15 protein-coding genes are annotated in these 17,677 nt (G+C 75.9%); 9 read left to right on the forward strand and 6 right to left on the reverse strand.

Annotated features, from left to right (window positions below; translation table 11 throughout):
• The first annotated feature begins 64 nt into the window (after positions 1–64).
• A complete protein-coding gene (locus tag ACFVHB_RS15645; protein WP_380321139.1) occupies positions 65–1,054 on the forward strand; it encodes an ABC transporter ATP-binding protein in 990 nt (329 codons plus the stop codon).
• Positions 1,055–1,199: 145 nt separating this feature from the next.
• Here the strand turns inward: ACFVHB_RS15645 and ACFVHB_RS15650 are convergent, their stop codons facing one another.
• Positions 1,200–1,418: a hypothetical protein gene (locus tag ACFVHB_RS15650; RefSeq protein ID WP_380321142.1), complete on the reverse strand. Its 219-nt coding sequence runs from the start codon at positions 1,416–1,418 to the stop codon at positions 1,200–1,202.
• A 154-nt stretch (positions 1,419–1,572) separates the two neighbouring features.
• Positions 1,573–3,126 carry an AMP-binding protein gene (locus tag ACFVHB_RS15655; protein WP_380321144.1) on the reverse strand — a complete coding sequence of 518 codons (1,554 nt, stop codon included), beginning with the start codon at positions 3,124–3,126 and terminating at the stop codon, positions 1,573–1,575.
• A 227-nt stretch (positions 3,127–3,353) separates the two neighbouring features.
• Between ACFVHB_RS15655 and ACFVHB_RS15660 the strand changes: the two genes are divergently transcribed.
• The 3 genes from ACFVHB_RS15660 (at position 3,354) to ACFVHB_RS15670 (ending at position 5,504) form a co-directional block, all read left to right on the forward strand.
• Positions 3,354–4,034, forward strand: a complete 681-nt coding sequence (locus ACFVHB_RS15660) for an AAA family ATPase (RefSeq protein ID WP_380321146.1) — start codon at positions 3,354–3,356, stop codon at positions 4,032–4,034.
• Between the two features lie 65 nt (positions 4,035–4,099).
• Positions 4,100–4,618, forward strand: coding sequence for a GNAT family N-acetyltransferase (locus ACFVHB_RS15665; RefSeq protein ID WP_380321149.1), 519 nt, complete (start codon positions 4,100–4,102; stop codon positions 4,616–4,618).
• A 130-nt stretch (positions 4,619–4,748) separates the two neighbouring features.
• Positions 4,749–5,504 carry a thioesterase II family protein gene (locus ACFVHB_RS15670; RefSeq protein WP_380321153.1) on the forward strand — a complete coding sequence of 252 codons (756 nt, stop codon included), beginning with the start codon at positions 4,749–4,751 and terminating at the stop codon, positions 5,502–5,504.
• An 81-nt stretch (positions 5,505–5,585) separates the two neighbouring features.
• Here the strand turns inward: ACFVHB_RS15670 and ACFVHB_RS15675 are convergent, their stop codons facing one another.
• Complete coding sequence (locus ACFVHB_RS15675) at positions 5,586–6,476, reverse strand: hypothetical protein (RefSeq protein WP_380321156.1); 891 nt, start codon at positions 6,474–6,476, stop codon at positions 5,586–5,588.
• 257 nt (positions 6,477–6,733) lie between these two features.
• Between ACFVHB_RS15675 and ACFVHB_RS15680 the strand changes: the two genes are divergently transcribed.
• The 4 genes from ACFVHB_RS15680 to ACFVHB_RS15695 all read left to right on the forward strand — a co-directional run bounded on the left by ACFVHB_RS15680 (position 6,734) and on the right by ACFVHB_RS15695 (position 12,382).
• Complete coding sequence (locus ACFVHB_RS15680; protein ID WP_380321159.1) at positions 6,734–8,107, forward strand: alkaline phosphatase family protein; 1,374 nt, start codon at positions 6,734–6,736, stop codon at positions 8,105–8,107.
• Positions 8,107–9,417 (forward strand): MFS transporter, encoded by a 1,311-nt coding sequence (locus tag ACFVHB_RS15685; RefSeq protein WP_380321162.1) that lies wholly within the window; start codon positions 8,107–8,109, stop codon positions 9,415–9,417. The genes ACFVHB_RS15680 and ACFVHB_RS15685 overlap by 1 nt, the downstream gene beginning before the upstream one ends.
• Complete coding sequence (locus ACFVHB_RS15690) at positions 9,414–10,355, forward strand: hypothetical protein (protein WP_380321165.1); 942 nt, start codon at positions 9,414–9,416, stop codon at positions 10,353–10,355. The genes ACFVHB_RS15685 and ACFVHB_RS15690 overlap by 4 nt, the downstream gene beginning before the upstream one ends.
• A gap of 230 nt (positions 10,356–10,585) precedes the next feature.
• Positions 10,586–12,382: a S8 family serine peptidase gene (locus ACFVHB_RS15695; RefSeq protein ID WP_380321299.1), complete on the forward strand. Its 1,797-nt coding sequence runs from the start codon at positions 10,586–10,588 to the stop codon at positions 12,380–12,382.
• A gap of 89 nt (positions 12,383–12,471) precedes the next feature.
• Here the strand turns inward: ACFVHB_RS15695 and ACFVHB_RS15700 are convergent, their stop codons facing one another.
• The 3 genes from ACFVHB_RS15700 to ACFVHB_RS15710 are packed head-to-tail and all read right to left on the reverse strand — an operon-like array spanning position 12,472 to position 16,110.
• Positions 12,472–14,838, reverse strand: a complete 2,367-nt coding sequence (locus ACFVHB_RS15700; protein ID WP_380321168.1) for an FtsX-like permease family protein — start codon at positions 14,836–14,838, stop codon at positions 12,472–12,474.
• A gap of 4 nt (positions 14,839–14,842) precedes the next feature.
• Positions 14,843–15,610 carry an ABC transporter ATP-binding protein gene (locus ACFVHB_RS15705; protein ID WP_380321171.1) on the reverse strand — a complete coding sequence of 256 codons (768 nt, stop codon included), beginning with the start codon at positions 15,608–15,610 and terminating at the stop codon, positions 14,843–14,845.
• A complete protein-coding gene (locus ACFVHB_RS15710; protein WP_380321174.1) occupies positions 15,607–16,110 on the reverse strand; it encodes a PadR family transcriptional regulator in 504 nt (167 codons plus the stop codon). The genes ACFVHB_RS15705 and ACFVHB_RS15710 overlap by 4 nt, the downstream gene beginning before the upstream one ends.
• 144 nt (positions 16,111–16,254) lie before the next feature.
• Here ACFVHB_RS15710 and ACFVHB_RS15715 point away from each other — a divergent pair, with 144 nt between their 5' ends.
• Positions 16,255–17,574 carry an ABC transporter substrate-binding protein gene (locus ACFVHB_RS15715; protein ID WP_380321177.1) on the forward strand — a complete coding sequence of 440 codons (1,320 nt, stop codon included), beginning with the start codon at positions 16,255–16,257 and terminating at the stop codon, positions 17,572–17,574.
• Positions 17,575–17,677: the final 103 nt, after the last annotated feature.

The raw sequence follows: 17,677 nt of genomic DNA on the forward strand, positions 1-17,677 counted from the left end.
GAATCGGCCCGCGACCACCGCGGACACAGGCGCGCCCCGGCGCAGCGGCGACAGGAGACCAGCGTTGAACAGCCTCCCCGGGCCCCGGACGGCCGAACCGGCCCCCTCCCTCCAGGAGCTCCAGGAGCGCGCGCTCGCCGCCGCCCGGCCGAAGGCGCCCGGTGGCGGCGACGCGGCGATCGTCTGCGACCGCCTGGTGCGCATCTTCAGCAGCGAGGGCATCGAGGTGCAGGCGCTCCAGGGCCTCGAACTGACCATCCGGCAGGGCGACCTGGTGGCCCTGGTCGGCGCCTCCGGCAGCGGCAAGTCCACCCTGCTGACGATCCTGGCCGGGCTCGACGTGCCGACCGCCGGCACCGCCGTCGTGGCCGGCCGCGACCTGCTGGAGATGTCGGCCCGCGACCGGCTGCGCTACCGGCGCGAGGTGGTCGGCTTCATCTGGCAGCAGACCGCGCGGAACCTGCTGCCCTTCCTGACCGCCGCCGAGAACATCGCCCTGCCGATGCAGCTGCGCGGCCGCCGCGGCGGTGCCGGTTCCGAGCAGCGGGCGGCCCGGGTGGCCGAGCTGCTGGAGGCCCTGGAGATCGGCGACCTCGCCCACCGTCGGCCGGGCGAGATGTCGGGCGGCCAGCAGCAGCGGGTGGCCATCGCCGTCGCGATGGCGAACAACCCGCCGGTGCTGCTCGCCGACGAGCCGACCGGTGAGCTCGACTCCGAGACCGGGGCCGCCATCTTCGAGGCCTTCCGCACCGTCAACCGCGAGCTCGGCGCCACCGTCGTCATCGTCACCCACGACCCGATGGTGGCCGGCGAGGTGCGCCGCACGGTCGCCATCCGGGACGGGCGGACCAGCAGCGAGGTGCTGCGCCGGACGGTCACCGACGAGCACGGCGAGGAGTCGGTCAACGAGCGCGAGTACGTGATGCTGGACCGGACCGGCCGGGTGCAGCTGCCGGTCAAGTTCCTGGAGGCGCTCGGCATGGAGCACCGCGTCGCCGTGGACCTGGCCGCCGACCACATCGAGGTCCGCCCGGACGACCTCGCGGGGCACTGACGCGCGGTCCGGGCGCGGCGAGCGGACGTGGCGAGCGGGCGAGGTGACGTGGCGCGCTGACGCGGGGCACCGGAGCGGGACGGACGGCCGGGGCCGGGGCCGGGGTCACGGCCGGACCCGGCGCCCGGAGCCGGGGACGCGGCGATCACTCCTCACCGCCGGTGGGCCGGAACAGCCCGCTGCGCTCCGCGGCCTCCCGGACCGGGTCCCGCGGGGTGCTCCCGTCGCCCCTTCTGCCGGTTCCGTGGTCCTCGTGGTCCCCGCGATCCCCCCGGGCGGCGGCGGTGCAGAGGGCGAAGACGAACAGGGCACCGGCCGCCACGGCGAGGATGCCGAGGGCGGCCAGGACGCGGAGCCAGGTCACGGAAGTCGCCTCCAACGGTGGCGGCGCGAAGGGAGGGGTCGCCGGTGTTATCGGCAGCCCGCCCGGCACGGTCGAGCGTCCCCGGCCGGTTCCGCCGGCCCGCCCGCCGCGCGCGCGGGAGCGCACCCGGGCGCCCGAGGCACTCTGGGGCGCGTCACCCCTCGCCGCGCGCCCCCAGGACCCGCCCGACCCCGGCGGTCGTCCCGGCGTCCGGGAGCAGCGCGCGCAGGGCGGCCAGATCCGGCTTCCCCGTCTCGCTCAGCGGCAGGCCGGGCAGCAGCAGGATCGTCGCCGGATCGCAGAGCGGACCGCTCCGCTCCCGGACCCACCGGTGCAACTGCTGCTCCGTCACCCCGGCCCCGGGCGCCGTGGTCACCGCGGCGTGCACCCGCTCCAGCCGGTCCCGCCCGGTGGTCGCGAACATCACCGCCTCCCGCACCGCCGGATGGGCGAGCAGCGGCTCCTCGACGTCCCGGGGGAAGACGTTGTGCGCGTCCACGATCGCCATCGCGTCCCGCCGCTCGGCCACCGTCAGGTACCCGGACCGGTCCAGGCTCCCCAGGTCGCCCGTGTGCAGCCAGCCGTCCCGCAGCACCCGCGCGGTCAGCTCCGGGTTGCGCCAGTAGCCCGCCATCACCGCCGGGGTCCGGACGCAGATCTCCCCGGTCCGGCCCGCCGGCAGCGGCGTGCCGTCCTCGTCCAGGATCCGGACCTCGGTGTCCGGGAACGGCGTACCGGCCGTGGTCAGCAGCCGCGGGTCGAGGTGCTCGTCCGGCGTCAGCCGGGTCACCGGCCCGCACTCGGTCAGGCTGTACGTCTGGTGCAGCACCCGCCCCAGCCGGCGGGTCGCCTCGGCCAGCCGCTCCGGCGACGCCGGGCACCCCGTGTACGTGACCCGGCGCAGGCTGCCGGTGTCCGTCCGCGGCAGCGCGGGGTGGTCCAGCACCTGGTAGAGCAGGTGCGGCGGCAGGTAGACCCGCGACACCCGGTACCGCTCGACCGCCGCCAGCACCGCGTCCGCCGCGAACCCGTCCTGCAGCACCACCGTGCCGCCCGCCGCCAGGGCCAGGTCCGCCGTGCCGCCACCACCGTGGCAGAGCCCGGTGCAGAGCAGGAAGGTGGACGCGGCCACCAGTTCCGGCCGCGGCGGCCGGACGAAACGGCGCAGCACCCCCTTCGGCCGGCCGGTCGAACCACCGGTGAACCGCACCGCCATCACGTCCTCCGGCCGGTACCGGGGTGCCAGCGGGGTCGCGGAGAGCCCGGCGGCGGCGGCCAGGAGATCGGTGCCGGGTACCGGCGCGCCGGACGGGGCCGGGCCGAGCGCGAGGGGGAGGGCGCCGGGCAGCGCGGCGGTGATCCGCCGTGCCGCCGCGCCGTACCGCACCGGGTCGAACACCAGCGCCGCCGTCAGCGCGTCCTCGGCCATCGCGATCTGGTCCGCGACCGGCCGGTCGGTGGACAGCATCGCCACCCGGCAGCCGATCAGGTTGGCCGCCAGCCGGACCAGCACCGTCTCCGGCCGGTTCCCGGCCAGCACCGTGACCCCGTCCCCGCGCCCGAGGCCGGTGGCGGCCAGCGCCCGCGCCAGCCGGTACACGTCGTCCAGGCACTCCCGCGCCGTCAGCGACACCTCCCCGCACCGGATCGCGACCCGGTCCGGATCACGGGCCAGCCCGTCCAGCACCAGCCCGGTGTGCGTCGCCACCCCCGTACCGGACCCCGCCGCCGCCAGCGTCCCCGTCACGCCGTCCCGCCCTTCCCCGCACGCCCGTCCCGGCGGCTTCCCGAAACCCGTTCCTGACAGGCCATCACATCGCGCACTCACCTTAGGCCCCCGGCCCGGGGCCCGCTGACCCCGGGACCACCCGCGCCGGGGGCGCGCCGCGGTTGTTATCGTTCCGGGTCGGGCAGAAGCGGGGATGAGTGAACAGCATGGACAGGCCGACCACGCCGGGCGGGCGGACCGCCGTACGGCAGGAGGCGCAGGCAGCGATGGAACCGCGGGGCCTGGTCGATCTCCGGGGTGAGGCCGGCGCACCCTTCACCCTCCACTACCCGGCGGACGCCGTCGTGGTCGTCTCCGGCCTGCCCGGCAGCGGCAAGAGCACCCTGCTGCGCCGCTGGTCGGCCCAGGCCGACGCGCCCGCCACCGTCGACCCCCGGGCCGTGCACGAGGCCTGCGAGGCGGTGATGCCCGCCGCCCTGCCGTACGCCGTCTACCGGCCGTGGGCCCGGCTGGAACACGCCCGGTTGCTGCGCGCCTCGGTCCGCCGGGGCGGGCCGCTGCTGGTGCACGACTGCGGCAGCCGCGCCTGGATGCGCCGCTGGCTCGCCCGCGCCGCCGCCGGCCAGGGCCGTGAACTCCACCTCGTCCTGCTGGACGTCGGCGCCGTCACCGCGCTCGCCGGCCAGCGCGAACGCGGCCGCTGGGCCCCGCGCCGCGCCTTCGCCCGGCACCGCCGCGGCCTCGACCGCCTCCTCGCGGCGCTCACCCGGCACGCCGGGGGCGCCGCCCCGACGCCGACCCCCGAGGCCGCCTCCGTCCTCCTGCTCGACCGCGTCTCCCGGGGCCGCCCCGCCGTCCGCTTCGGCGCGCCCGGTGGCGGCCGTTGAGGCGTGTCCCAGGCGAGGTCCCGGACGCAGGACCTCGTCGTCGACCGATCCCACCAGGAGGCACCGTGCGCGACCTCGGGCCCGCCACCATCCACACCGACCGCTTGATCCTCGTACCGCTGCGGCCCGAGCACGCCGAGGAGATGGCCACGGTGCTGTCCGACCCCGGCCTGCACACCTTCACCGGCGGCGCCCCGGACACCGCGGAGGCGCTGCGCGCCCGCTACGAACGGTGGGCCGCCGGCTCGCCCGATCCCGCCGTGACCTGGTGCAACTGGGTCATCCGGCTGCGCGGAGCGGACCGTCTGACCGGCACGGTCCAGGCGACGATCAGCGCCGACGACCGCGGGGCCGGCGCGGAGATCGCCTGGGTGGTGGGCACCCCCTGGCAGCGGCGCGGCATCGCGACCGAGGCGGCCCGAGGGCTGGTCACCTGGCTGCGGCAGCAGGGGGTGCACACCGTCGTCGCCCACCTCCACCCGGACCACGCGGCCTCGGCCGCCGTGGCCGCGGCCGCCGGACTCGCCCCCACCGAGGAGTGGCAGGACGGGGAGCGCCGGTGGCGGCTGGCGCCCGGCTCCTGACCGCCCCACCGGGTCGTGCCCGGTGACACCCGGCCGCGGGCCCGGGGGTTCCCTGGTGAACCGCGGGGTCGGACGGGGACACTGGGGGAGCAGAGTGATCACTGAACCGTACTCAGAGAGGTTGTCCCGCATGGCCGGCAGCAACACCGCCACCGAGAGCGACTGGTTCCGTCGCTTCCACCCCGCCGACACGGCGCCCGTCCGGCTCGTCTGCTTTCCGCACGCGGGCGGCTCGGCGAGCTACTTCATCGACTACGCGGCCGCGTTGTCGCCGTTCGCGGACGTGCTCGTCGTGCAGTACCCCGGCCGGCAGAACCGGTTCGCGGAGCCGGTGATCGACTCGGTCGACGGTCTCGCGGACCGCGTCCACGAGGCGTTGCTGCCCTGGGCCGACCGGCCGCTGGTGTTCTTCGGGCACAGCATGGGCACGCTGGTCTCCTTCGAGGTGGCCCGCCGGTTCGAGCGCGACGGCGTGGCCGGGCCGGTGCACCTGTTCGTCTCCGGCGGCCGCGCGCCCTCGCTGCCCCGGGACTCGTCCGTGCACCTGCTGCCCGACGACGAGCTGTTCGACGAACTCGCCCGGCTCGGCGGCACCGACGAACGGGTGCTGGCCAACCCGGAGTTGCGGAGCCTGGTCCTGCCGGCGCTGCGGGCCGACTACACCGCGGTGGAGACGTACCGGTGCGGGCCGGAGGCGGTCGTGTCGGTGCCGGTCACGGCGCTGACCGGGGACGCGGACCCGCGCGCGAGCGTGGCGGAGGTGCGGGACTGGGAGCGCCACACCACCGGGGCGTTCGACCTGCGGGTCTACCCGGGCGGCCACTTCTACCTGGCCGAGCAGCGTGACGCCGTGGTGGAGGTGCTGGCGGCCCGCCTGCGGGCCTGACCGGACCGCCGATCGGCCTGACCGCACCGCCGGCCGGCCTCTCCCTTCCGGCGAGCGCTCGACTCGCACCGACGAGAGCGCTCACGCCGCCCAGCGGATGCCGTGGAAGCCGGGGGAGAGGTCGAAGTCGGCGAAGTGCGCGAGCCTGCCGTCGATGAGCCGGAGCCCGGCCACGTCCCTGTGCGGCCGGTGCGGGTCGAGCCGCCAGATCCGGTGGGCCCGCCGGATCCCGAGCCCGGGGGCGAACCGGACGGTGAGGTCGAAGCGCTGTCCGGCGGTGCGGAACCAGTGCCCGCAGTACCGCTCGGGTTCGGGGGAGGTCGTCACGTGCTCGACCGCGAAGGTCTCGCCCGGGCCGAGCGCGCCGAAGCGGAGCTCGGCGCCGATCAGTCCGGCGGCCCGGTCGGCGTGGACGCGGCCGAGCGCGCAGTCACGGCCGGCCCGGATCTCGGGCAGCGCCGGGCCGCTGACGTGGCTGAGGACGACGTGCCGGTCCACCCCGGCCCGGCGGGCGCGGACGACGGTCCGGGTGGTGGAGGTCCAGCCGGTCTCGGTGACGGTCACGTCGTCCTGGACGGCGAGGACGTCGAGCGCGGGGTCGGCGGGGACGTCGAGCCGGGCCCGTAGCCGGCTGGCCGGCAGCGCCGGGGTGCCGGGCGCGGGGGCCGGGAGACGGCGTCCGCGGTGGGCGGGTTCGTCGAGCAGGCCGCGGAGCGAGTGCGCCGGGAGGCCGAGCAGCTCCTCCAGCGCCGCCACCGCGCGCAGGCCCTCGGGGCGCCTGGGCCGGCTCAGTCCGCGCTGCCAGTTGCTGAGCGTCGAGACGCTGACCCGCAGGCCCGCCGCGGCCAGCCGGTCGCTCAGCCGCTCCAGGGCGAGCCCGCGGGACGCGATGGCCGCGCGCAGGGCGGTGTGGAAGGGTCCGGCGCGCAGTCCGCCGGCGAGGTCGTCGAGGTCGTCGATCGCTGATCCCATGGTTACCCGCCAGTACTGGATTTCCACCGCCGGCCGCCCGTCCGTCCTGGCAGCCGCGGCGGCGGCCGCGCGGTGGGGCGCTCGGCGGCGACCCGAACGCTAGCGCTCCCGCCGGGATCCATCCACCATGTCCGCGACAACCGCCCCCACGACGGAGGAACACCCCCATGCGGACACGGCAGCCCCGGCCGGCCGGTCAGGCCGTCCCCAGACGTAGTGTCACTCCCCGGCGCGGCGCCGCCCCGGGAGGACGGTCGGTGCTCACGGCCGTGATCGCCTGCGCACTCGCCCTCGCCGGAACCGGTGCGGCCGTGGGCGCCCGCTCGGCGGCCGCCCCGGCCCCGGCCGCCGCCGCCCCCGCGGCCGCCGCGGTGCCGCGACCGGACCACGTGGTCGTCGTCCTCTTCGAGAACAAGGACTACGCGAAGATCATCGGCAACCCGGCCGTGCCGTACCTCAACTCCCTCGCCCAGCAGGGCGCGAGCTTCACCCGCTCGTTCGGCGTCGACCACCCCAGCCAGGGCAACTACGTGGCCCTGTTCTCCGGGGACCAGCAGGGCGTCAAGGACGACTCCTGCCCGCGGGACTTCACCGGCAAGGCCAACCTCGGCAGCCAGCTCATCGGCGCCGGCCTCACCTTCAAGGGCTACTCCGAGGGCCTGCCCGCCACCGGCTACACCGGCTGCGGCAGCGGCCGCTACGTGCGCAAGCACAACCCCTGGGCCGACTTCGACAACGTCCCGGCCTCCGCCAACGTCCCCTACAGCACCTTCCCGACCGACTACACGAAGCTGCCGGACGTCTCCTTCGTGGTGCCCGACATGTGCAACGACATGCACGACTGCTCGCCCGGGACCGGCGACACCTGGCTGCGCGACCACCTCGACGGCTACGCGCAGTGGGCCAAGACCCACAACAGCCTGCTGATCGTCACCTTCGACGAGGACAACTTCAGCTCCCTCAACCAGATCGCCACGGTCTTCGTCGGCCAGCCCGTGCGCCCCGGCAGCACCTCCGCCCAGCGCATCGACCACTACAACGTGCTGCGCACGATCGAGGACGCCTACGGCCTCGCCCCGATCGGCCGCGCGGCGACCGCCACCCCGATCACCGACATCTGGACCACCTCGCCGTCCCCGACCCCGACCCCCACGCCCACCGGGACGCCGACCCCGACCCCGACGCCCACCACGCCGGCCGGCCTCGTCAACGGCGGCTTCGAGTACGGCACCTTCAACGGCTGGACCCGCACCGGCACCACCGCCGTCGCCGACGTCCGGCACTCCGGCGCCTACAGCGGCGCGGTCGGATCCACCGCCCCCACCGACGGCGACTCCGTCCTCTCCCAGACCTTCACCGCACCGCCCGGCGTCACCCGGCTCACCCTCTGGTGGAAGGGCGACTGCCGCGACAGCGTCGACTACGCCTGGGCCACGGTCGTCGTCCGGCACAACACCAGCGGCACGACGACCACCCCGCTGCCCAGGACCTGCACCGCGAACGGCGACTGGCAGCAGGTCACCGACGTCCTGACGCCCGGGCACTCCTACACCGTGGAGCTGGTCAACCACGACGACGACTACCCGGGCGATCCCAGCGTCACCTGGTTCGACGACCTCACGCTCAGCTGATGTACCTCGCCAGAACCCGAGCCGGGGCCCCCGCCGCCGGGGCCCCGGCGCCCGCCACCGGAACACCCGTCCCCCGGGTCCCCGCCACCGGAGCCGCGGTCGCCGGCAGCGCGCACCGCTCCCGGCGGATCCTCGCCGGCAACGTCCTCGCCCTCGGTCTGGTCAGCCTGGTCACCGACGTCTCCGCCGAGATGGTCGGCTCCGTCCTCCCCGCCTACCTGGTGCTCGGCCTCCACCTGAGCGCGAGCCAGTACGGCCTGGTGGACGGCCTGTTCGCCGGCTCCACCGCCCTCACCCGGCTGCTCGGAGGCTACGCGGCCGACCGGTACCGGCGCCGCAAGCTCGTCGCCGGCATCGGCTACGGGCTGTCGGCCCTCGCCAGGGCGGGCCTGCTGGCGGCCGCCGCCACGCCCGCGGCGATCAGCGCCGTCCTCGCCGTCGACCGCACCGGGAAGGGCCTGCGCACCGCACCCCGGGACGCCCTGATCACGCTCTCCGTACCCGCCGACCGGCTCGGCCGGGCCTTCGGCGTCCACCGGGCCCTGGACAGCCTCGGCGCGTTCGCCGGCCCGCTGGTCGCGGTCGGCGTCCTGGCCCTGGCGGGCTCCGGCCGCGCCTACGACGCGGTGTTCCTGGTCAGCCTCTGCTTCGCCGTGTTGGGGGTCCTGCTGCTGGCGCTGTTCGTCCGCGACCACCGCGAACCGCTCCCGGCGGACCGCGTCAGGCCCGGCGCCGCGCTCGCCCTGCTGCGCCACCGGCCGTTCCGCGGCCTGTGCGCGGCGGCCGTGCTGCTCGCGCTGACGACCGTCGGCGACGGCTTCGTCTACCTGCTCATCCAGCGCCGCGACGACCTCCCGCTGACCGCCTTCCCCCTCCTGGCCGTCGGCTCCGCCCTCGCCTACCTGGTGCTGGCCGCGCCCCTGGGGCGGCTCGCCGACCGCACCGGCCGACGCCCGGTGATCCTGGCCGGCTACGGCGCCACGATCGCGATCCAGTCGCTGCTCGCCCTCGGCCCCGGCTCGCCGGCGCTGCTCGTCCCGCTGATCCTGCTCCTGCACGGCGCGTCCTACGCCGCCACCGACGGCGTCCTGATGGCGCTCGCCGGCCCGCTGCTCCCGCCCGCCCTGCGCACCAGCGGACTCGCGCTGCTGCAGACCGGTCAGGCGCTGGCCGGCCTCGGCTCCTCGGTGCTGTTCGGCCTGGCCTGGCAGACCTGGGGCACGGCCCCGGCCTGCCTGGGCGCCGCCGTCGCCGTCGCCACCGCGCTGGCCCTCTCCGTGCCCCTGCTCGAAGGACACCCGACGCCGTGAAACACGCCCTGAACCGGCGCATCCTCACCGCCCTCGCCGCCACCGCGCTGCTCACCACCGTCGCCGTCGGCTACACCGTGCTGCGGGCGGCACCCGAACCCGCCCCGGCGGTCGCCGGCCTCACGCTCGACGGCCCGGGCCTGCTGATCCGCGACACCGGCACCGGGCGGCTCGCCGTGCAGACCCCCGACGGCCGGCGCAGCGAGTCGGCGCTGCGCTGCGCCCGGGTGTACGCGGCGGCCGGCACGGGGGTGTGCCTGCGCGAGAGCCCGGGCGCCTACCAGGTCACCGTCGTCGACCGCGACCTGCGCGAGCGGACCAGCCTGCCGCTGAACGGCGTCCCCAGCCGGGCCAGGGTCTCCACCAGCGGGCGGATGGTCTCCTGGACGGTGTTCGTCACCGGTGACTCCTACAACGGCGGACGGTTCTCCACCCGCTCCGGCATCCTGGACACCCGCACCGACACCCTCGTCGGCAACCTGGAGGACTTCGCGGTCGACGGTCACGAGCCCGCCGGGGACGCCAACTTCTGGGGCGTCACCTTCACCGTCGACGACAACCGCTTCTACGCCACCATGTCGGCCGGCGGCCACCGCTCCCTGGTGGCGGGCGACTTCACCGCCCGCAGTCTGCGGACCGTCAGGGACGACGTGGAGTGCCCGTCGCTGTCCCCCGACGGCACCCGGCTGGCCTTCAAGCGCCGCCTTCCGGACGGCGGTTGGCGGCTCAGCGTGCTGCGCCTGGCCGATCTCGCCGAGCTGGCCCTGGCCGAGACCCGCAGCGTCGACGACCAGCCGGCCTGGCTGGACGACGCCACGGTCGCCTACGGGTTGCCGCACGACGGCTCTGGTGCGGACGTCTGGACCGTGCCCGCCGACGGCGGGGGCCGGCCCGCCCTGCTGGCCCGCGACGCGGAGTCCCCGGCCGCCCTGCGCTGACGGACCGGATTCCACCGGTTTGACCGCCCGGTCCGGCCGCGACATCAAATGTTGACACCGCTGTGACAAGTCGTCATGCGCAAAGCCTTCCCCGAACGCTCACTGTTCTGGCATGTTGCGTTCAAACCCCGTGCGATCCCCTCACGCACGGGCCGATCGGAGGACAAGTGTCACCCCTGATATCCCGGCGGCTGGGCCGCCCGGCCGCCGCTCTCGCCGTGCTCTCGGCCATGGCCCTCGCCACCCCCACGGCACTCGCGACCGCCGCCCCGGCGACCATCACCCCCACCGGCCCGACGGCCACCGCCCCGGTGACGGCGGAAGCCCCCACGGCCGGTGCGCCCGCCGCCCCGCAGGCCGCCACCGCCCCGCAGGCCGCGGCCGCCGGCTGGGCCGCCGGGACCCGCGCCTACCTGGTGATCAGCGCGCCCGCCGACGTCGCCGCCGCCAAGGCCGCCGTCGCCGCGAAGGGCGGCACGGTCTTCGCGAGCTACGACGCGATCGGCGTCATCGTCGCCCACTCCACCACGGCCGGCTTCGCCGCCGCCCTGCGCGGCGTCACCGGCATCCAGCAGGTCGGCGCGACCCGCACCTCCGACGTGCCCGCCGACGCGTACGGCCCGGCGCTGCCGGCCAACCCGGCCCAGGCGGCCACCACCCTCACCGAGTCCAACCGCTGGGACATGACCCAGATCAAGGCCGACCAGGCCTGGGCGGTGACCACCGGTTCTCCCACCGTCAAGGTCGGCGTGCTCGACACCGGCGTGGACGACCAGCACCAGGACCTCGCCCCGAACTTCGACGCCGCCGACTCGGTCTCCTGCGCCTACGGCAAGGCCGACACCCGCACCGGCGCCTGGCGCGACGTGGACACCCACGGCACCCACGTCGCCGGCACCATCGCGGCCGCCAAGAACGGCAAGGGCGTCATCGGCGTCGCGCCGGGCGTGAAGATCGCCTCGGTCCGGATCGCCGAGCCGACCAGCACCCTCTTCTACGCCGAGAACACGGTGTGCGGGTTCGTCTGGGCCGGTGACCACGGCTTCAAGGTGACCAACAACAGCTACTACACCGACCCGTGGCAGTTCAACTGCCCGAACGACCTCGACCAGGCGGCCATCATCGAGGGCGTGAAGCGCGCCCAGGAGTACGCCGAGGGCAAGGGCTCGCTGCAGGTCGCCGCGGCCGGCAACGCGAACTACGACCTGGCCGACAAGACGACCGACACGGAGAGCCCCAACGACTCCACCCCGGTCACCCGGACCATCAGCAACGCCTGCCTCGACATCCCCACCGAACTTCCGGGCGTGGTGACCGTCGCTGCCACGGGCAGCGGCAGCGGCAAGGCCTCCTACTCCAACTTCGGCCGGGGCGTCATCGACGTCGCGGCGCCCGGCGGGGACGGCGCCACCGGCGTCTACTCCACCCTGCCCGGCGGCAAGTACGGCACCAAGAGCGGCACCTCGATGGCCTCCCCGCACGTCACCGGCGTGGCCGCGCTGATCGCGAGCACCAACCCGGCGTTCACCCCGGCCGACATCCGGGCCAAGCTGGCCGCCCAGGCCAACGACCTGGCCTGCCCGGCCTCGGACGGCCGCTGCACCGGCACGACCGCCAACAACGCGTTCTTCGGGGAGGGCCAGGTCGACGCGCTGAAGGCCGTCGGCACCACCCCGCCGGCCGGCAAGTACTTCGAGAACCTCACCGACGTGGCGATCACCGACAACACCACCGTGGAGAGCCCGATCACCGTGACGGGCGTGAGCGGCAACGCCCCGGCCACCCTCAAGGTCGGCGTGGACATCAAGCACACCTACCGCGGTGACCTGGTCGTCTCGCTGGTCGCCCCCGACGGCACGGTCCGCCTCCTGGAGGACTTCCCGGACAGCGACAGCACCGACGACGTCGCCAAGACCTACACCGTCAACGCCTCCGCCAACGCGGCGAACGGCACCTGGAAGCTCCGCGTCAAGGACGGCGCCGCCGGCGACACCGGCATCATCGACGCCTGGAACCTCACCTTCTAGCCCCCGGTCCCGCACCACCCACCCGCGCTCCGCCGCCCACCCCTCGGGCGGCGGAGCGTCGGTGCTGAGCGGGCAGGGGCCCGGGAGGGCTACCGGCCCGCGCCGTCCGGGGTGCGGGCGGGCGGGGGGACGCGCAGCACCGGGAGCGCGCAGAGGGCGGCGGCCGTGGTGGCGCAGACGGCGGCCATGGCGAGAACCGTCCAGGCCGACGGCGCGCGGGCGATGCCCGCGCCGATGCCGCCCAGCTCGCCCTGCCGGTCCAGGAGCCGGCGGACGAGCGGGATGCCGACGGCCGAGCCGACGGCGACCGTGACCAGGGCGATGGCCGTCCCCCGGACGGCCAGCACGACGGCGGACTGGCCCGGCGTCAGGCCGATCGCCCTGAGCAGCCCGAGGTCCCGGCGGCGCTCGTGGAAGCCGGCCGCGGCCGTGGTGAGCAGGTCGACCAGGCAGATGAGGGCGAGCACGAGCAGGAGGCCGACCACGCTGGCCCGCAGGGCGCCGGGCCTGGTGACCGGACCGCTCGGCAGGCGGATCTCCACCTGCCCGGCGAGGCCGGCGCGGGCCGGGAGGTCACGCTGGACCGCGGCCGGGTCCTGGCCGGGGCGCAGGGCGAGTCGCCAGAAGTCGGGGTGCGTCGGGTCGCCGGGCCGGTCGAGGGTGTCGAAGCCGGTGGACAGGACGCGGCCGCCGTGCTCGGGTTCGAGATCGCGCCCGACGATGTGCAGGATGCGCGGGGTGCCGCCGGTGGTGAGCCGCACCCACTGGCCGACCCGGGCGCCGAGCAGGTCGAGCGCGCCCTGGCCGGCGACCGCCTCGTCGGTCGCGCGGATCGCCCGGCCCTCGACGACGGTGTACGGGTACGGCGCGTCGGTGGTGCCGACGGCCCGCAGCGTGAGCGTCGCGGACTGGCCGGGCGCGAGGGCCTGCAGCTCCGCGCCCGGGTAGACGCCCCGCACGGCGGCGTCGGCGGCCAGGGCACCGGCGAGCTGCCCGTCGCCGGGCGTCTGCTCCGGGGCGGTCCGGCGGGCGGTGACGGACGGGACGGTGGCGCCGCCGTCGGGACCGGTGACGGCGTCGAGGGTGGCCCAGGTGCTCAGGGCCAGGGTCGCGGCGACGACCGGGACGGTCAGCCGGACGGCGCTCACGACCAGGTCCGAGCGCCGGCGCAGGACGCTGCCGAGTCCGAGGACGAGGGCCGGCGGCAGCCGCCGGAGCAGGCCCAGCCGGACCGGCCGGGCCGTCATGGCGGGCGGCCGGGTGCCGTCCGTCGGGGGGACCGGGGCGACCCGGGCGGCGCGCAGCGCGGGCAGCGCGGCGGCGGCCCCGATGGCGAGGAGCGCGGCGGCGACGACGGCGCCGGTGGTCGCCGTGCCGCCGGGGACGAGCCGGTGGAGCGCGTCCGTCCCGCCGCCGAGGGCCGGGACGGCGTGCGCGGCGAGCGCGGCACCGCCGGCGCCGAGCACGACTCCGGTACCGGCCAGCAGCAGCTGTTCGGCGATGAACATCCAGGCGACCTGGCCGGCGGTGAACCCGAGCGCCTTGAGCAGGGCGATGTCGCCGGTCCTGGCCCTGATCCGCGCGCCGGCCGCGCCGGCCACCGCGAGGGCGGCGGAGAGCAGCGCGGCCAGTCCGCTGAGTCCGAGCAGCAGGCCGGCCAGCCGGTCGTCCTGCTGCCGCGCGGCCCGCGCGTCCAGCCAGGTGGTGATCCGGGAGACCCGCTCGGCCCCCAGGACGCTGACCACCCGCTGGGCCGTGTACCCGGCGTCGGAGGGGTGGGCCAGCCGCAGTCCGACGGTGAGGCCCTGCGCCGCGCGGTCCGGCTGGACCAGGTCGAGGGTGGCGGGGAGGGCCCAGCCGAGGTCGTACCCCGCGGCCGGGCTCGGTAGCTGGTCGGGGCTGTCCGCGATGCCGAGGACCCGCAGCTCCACGGCCTGGCCGTGGCCGTCGAGGACGGTCAGTCGGTCCCCGGGGCGGGCCCAGGCGGCGTCGGCCGCGGACTGTTCGAGCACGATGCCGTGGGCGTCGCCGGGGTCGAGCCAGCTCCCGGACCGCAGCAGCGGGCGGGCCGCCCCCGGGGTGTCGCCGCGCAGCACCAACGGGGTGCGGTCGGTGCCCCCCGCCGAGGCGGCGCCGTCGGCGCGCCGCCCGACCAGCGTGGTCTCGGCGGTGTGCTGGGGCGGGGAGACCGCGAGCACACCGGGTTCGCGGGCGAGCACGGCGGCCGACGGTTCGCCGGTACCGCCCGCGGCGGCCGCGGACGGGCGCAGGTCGATCCTGACGTGGGGCGAACCGGCGTCCCGGAACTGCCGCTGCCACGGGTCGGCGGCGACGCCGAGCAGCGCGCCGGCGAGCAGCAGGGCGGCGACGGTGCCGCCGGTGGCGAGGACGATCAGCAGGGCGTGGACGCGGTGCGAGCGCAGGTCGGCCCGGATCCAGCGGAGGAGCGCGCGCACCGGCTCACCCGCCGAAGTCGATGACGTCGCGGACCCCGTGGGCGCTGCGCCACGCGGCCGGGGGTTCCTCCACCCGGGCGTCGTCGGCGATCCGGCCGTCGAAGAGGCTGACGACCCGGTCGGCGGTGCTCGCCGCCCGGGCGTCGTGGGTGACCAGCACGATGGTGGTGCCCTGTTCGTGGTAGCGGCTGAGCAGGGCGAGGACGTCGCGGGTGCTGCGGCTGTCGAGGTTGCCGGTCGGCTCGTCGGCGAGGAGCAGCTGCGGCCGGTTGACCAGGGCGCGGGCCAGGGCGACCCGCTGGCGCTCACCGCCGGAGAGCTCCCCGGGCCCGGCGGCGGCCTTGTGGGCGAGGCCGAGGTCCGCCAGGAGCTCCTCGCGGCGTTCGCGGGCGGTGCGTCCGGACATGCCCGCGAGCACCGCGGTCAGTTCGATGTTGTCGGCGACGGAGAAGTCGGGAAGCAGGTTGCCGCTCTGGAAGACGATGCCGTACCGGCGGCGGCGCAGGCGGGCCCAGGCGGCCTCGCGCAGGCGGTCGACCCGGCGGCCGTCGAGCCACAGCTCGCCCTGGTCGGGCCGCAGCAGGCCGCCGAGGAGGTGCAGCAGGGTGGACTTGCCGGCGCCCGACGGGCCGGTGACGGCGACGAACTCGCCCCGGTCGACGCGCAGGCTGACGCCGCGCACCGCGGGTATCAGGGTCGAGCCGCTCAGGTGCGAGCGCACCAGGGCGTCGGCGGCCAGCAGCGGCGGCGGGGTGGGCTCCGCGCCGGTCATGTGAGCTCCTCCTGGCAACGCTCCAGCCAGTCGAGGTCGGCCTGCAGGTGCAGGACGGCACCCTCGATCAGCAGCAGCGAGGTCCGATTGCCGCGCTCGGTGGCGGCCAGTTTGTTGAGTCCGCGCATCATGTTGATGCAGTGCCGGCGCTGGTTGTTGATCAGCGTCAGCTGGTCGGCGAGGTCGGTGCCTTCGGCCAGGATGAGCTTCATGAAGAACTCGTCCCTGACCCGGGGCCCCTCGGTCGGTGCCTCGAACCAGCCGGCGAGTTCCTCGGTGCCCTTCTCCGTGATCTCGTAGACCTTCTTGTCCGGCCTGCCCTCCTGCGTCACCTCGGTGCCGCGGATCAGGCCGGACTTCTCCAGTCGGCTCAGGGTCACGTAGATCTGGCCGATGTTCGGCTGAGGGTACGCCGCGCCGAAGGTCTGCTCAAGGCCCTGCTTGAGCTCGTACCCGTAGGCGGGCTGCCGGGCCAGCAGCGCCAGCAGCTGATGGCGCACCGGGCGTCACCTCTTCCTGTCCGATCGAAGTCGCTGGTTACACCTCGGTCACACAGTACGGGCAGGTGGGCACCCGCGAGCAGGGAGGCCGTATAAAGGGACGTGCGTCGGCGCCCACCCGCGCCGGCCGACCGAAGGAGCTCCATGGACAACCGGCCGCCCGACGGGCCCGCCCCGGAGCCCGCCCCGAGCCGTCGGCGCGTGACGCGCGCGCTGGTGGGCGGGGCGGCGGTGCTCGCGGCCGGGGGCGCGTCCGCCTGGTACGGCCTGGCCGGCCGCTCGGAGGCGGCGGGCGATCCGGACGGCGTCGGGCCGGTCACGCTGGCCACCGGCCGGGACACCACGCGCTACCTGCGCGGGCTGCTGGCCGACTGGAACGCCGAGCACCCGGACCAGCCCGCCGAGCTGGTCGAGCTGCCCGAGGCGGCGGACGAGGTGCACGCCCAGCTCGCCGGGGAGTCGGCGGCCGGCGGCAGTCGCTTCGACGTGCTCAACCTCGACGTGGTGTGGACGGCCGAGTTCGCGGCCCGGCGCTGGACCGTGCCGCTGGACGAGTCGGACTTCGCCCTGGACAGCTTCCTGCCGCCGGTCGTGCGGACCGGCCGCTACGACGGAGCGCTGTACGCGGTGCCGTTCGTCGCCAACGCCGCCCTGCTGTACTACCGCAGCGACGTGCTGGCCGCCGCCGGCGAGCAGCCGCCCACCACCTGGGCCGAACTGGTGCGGCAGGCGCGGACGCTGGCGCCCGCGCACGGGCTCGCCGGGTACGCGGGCCAGCTGAGCCCGTACGAGGGGCTCGCCGTGAACGCGCTGGAGGCCGTCCGCTCGGCCGGCGGGGACCTGCTGGCCGGTGACGGATCGGTGGTGGTCGACAGCCCGCAGGCCCGCGCCGGGCTGGAGTTCCTGGCCGGGGGCGTGCGCGACGGCTGGATCCCGCCCGAGGTGCTCGGCTACCGCGAGGAGGAGTCCCGCGAGGCGTTCGGCCGGGGCGGCCTGCTCTTCCTGCGGAACTGGCCGTACGTCTACCACGCGGTCGGTGCGGCCGGTTCGCCGGTGGCGGGCCGGTTCGGTGTGGTGCCGCTGCCCGGCCCCAACGGGCCCGGCAGCGGTGTGCTGGGCGGCTCGGGGCTGGCGGTCAGCCGGTTCTCCCGGCGCCAGCGCACCGCGCGGGCGTTGATCGCCTACCTGACGAGCCGACGGGCGCAGTACCGGGTGCTGACCGACGGCGGGCTGCCGCCGGTCTGGGCCGATCTCTACGCGGATCCGGACCTGACGGCCCGGTTCCCGTACCTGCCCGTGCTGCGCACGGCGATCCTGGCGGCCGGGGCGCGCCCCGGCGTCCCGCAGTACCAGCAGCTGAGCCTCGCGTTCAGCGAGACGGCGTTCGAGGTCGTGTCGGGCCGTCGGACCGCCGAGGCGGCGCTGCCCCGGCTGGCCGCCGACCTGCGCGCCATCGTCGGCTGAGCCGACGCCGTCGGGGCCTGCGGGCCCCACGTGCCCGGCCCTTCCTCGCCGATACCTAACATGTATCTATCCCCGAGCCGGGCGCATCGCCTCGTAACTCCTG

Source organism: Kitasatospora sp. NPDC127111 (assembly GCF_042677465.1).
Lineage (GTDB): Bacteria > Actinomycetota > Actinomycetes > Streptomycetales > Streptomycetaceae > Kitasatospora.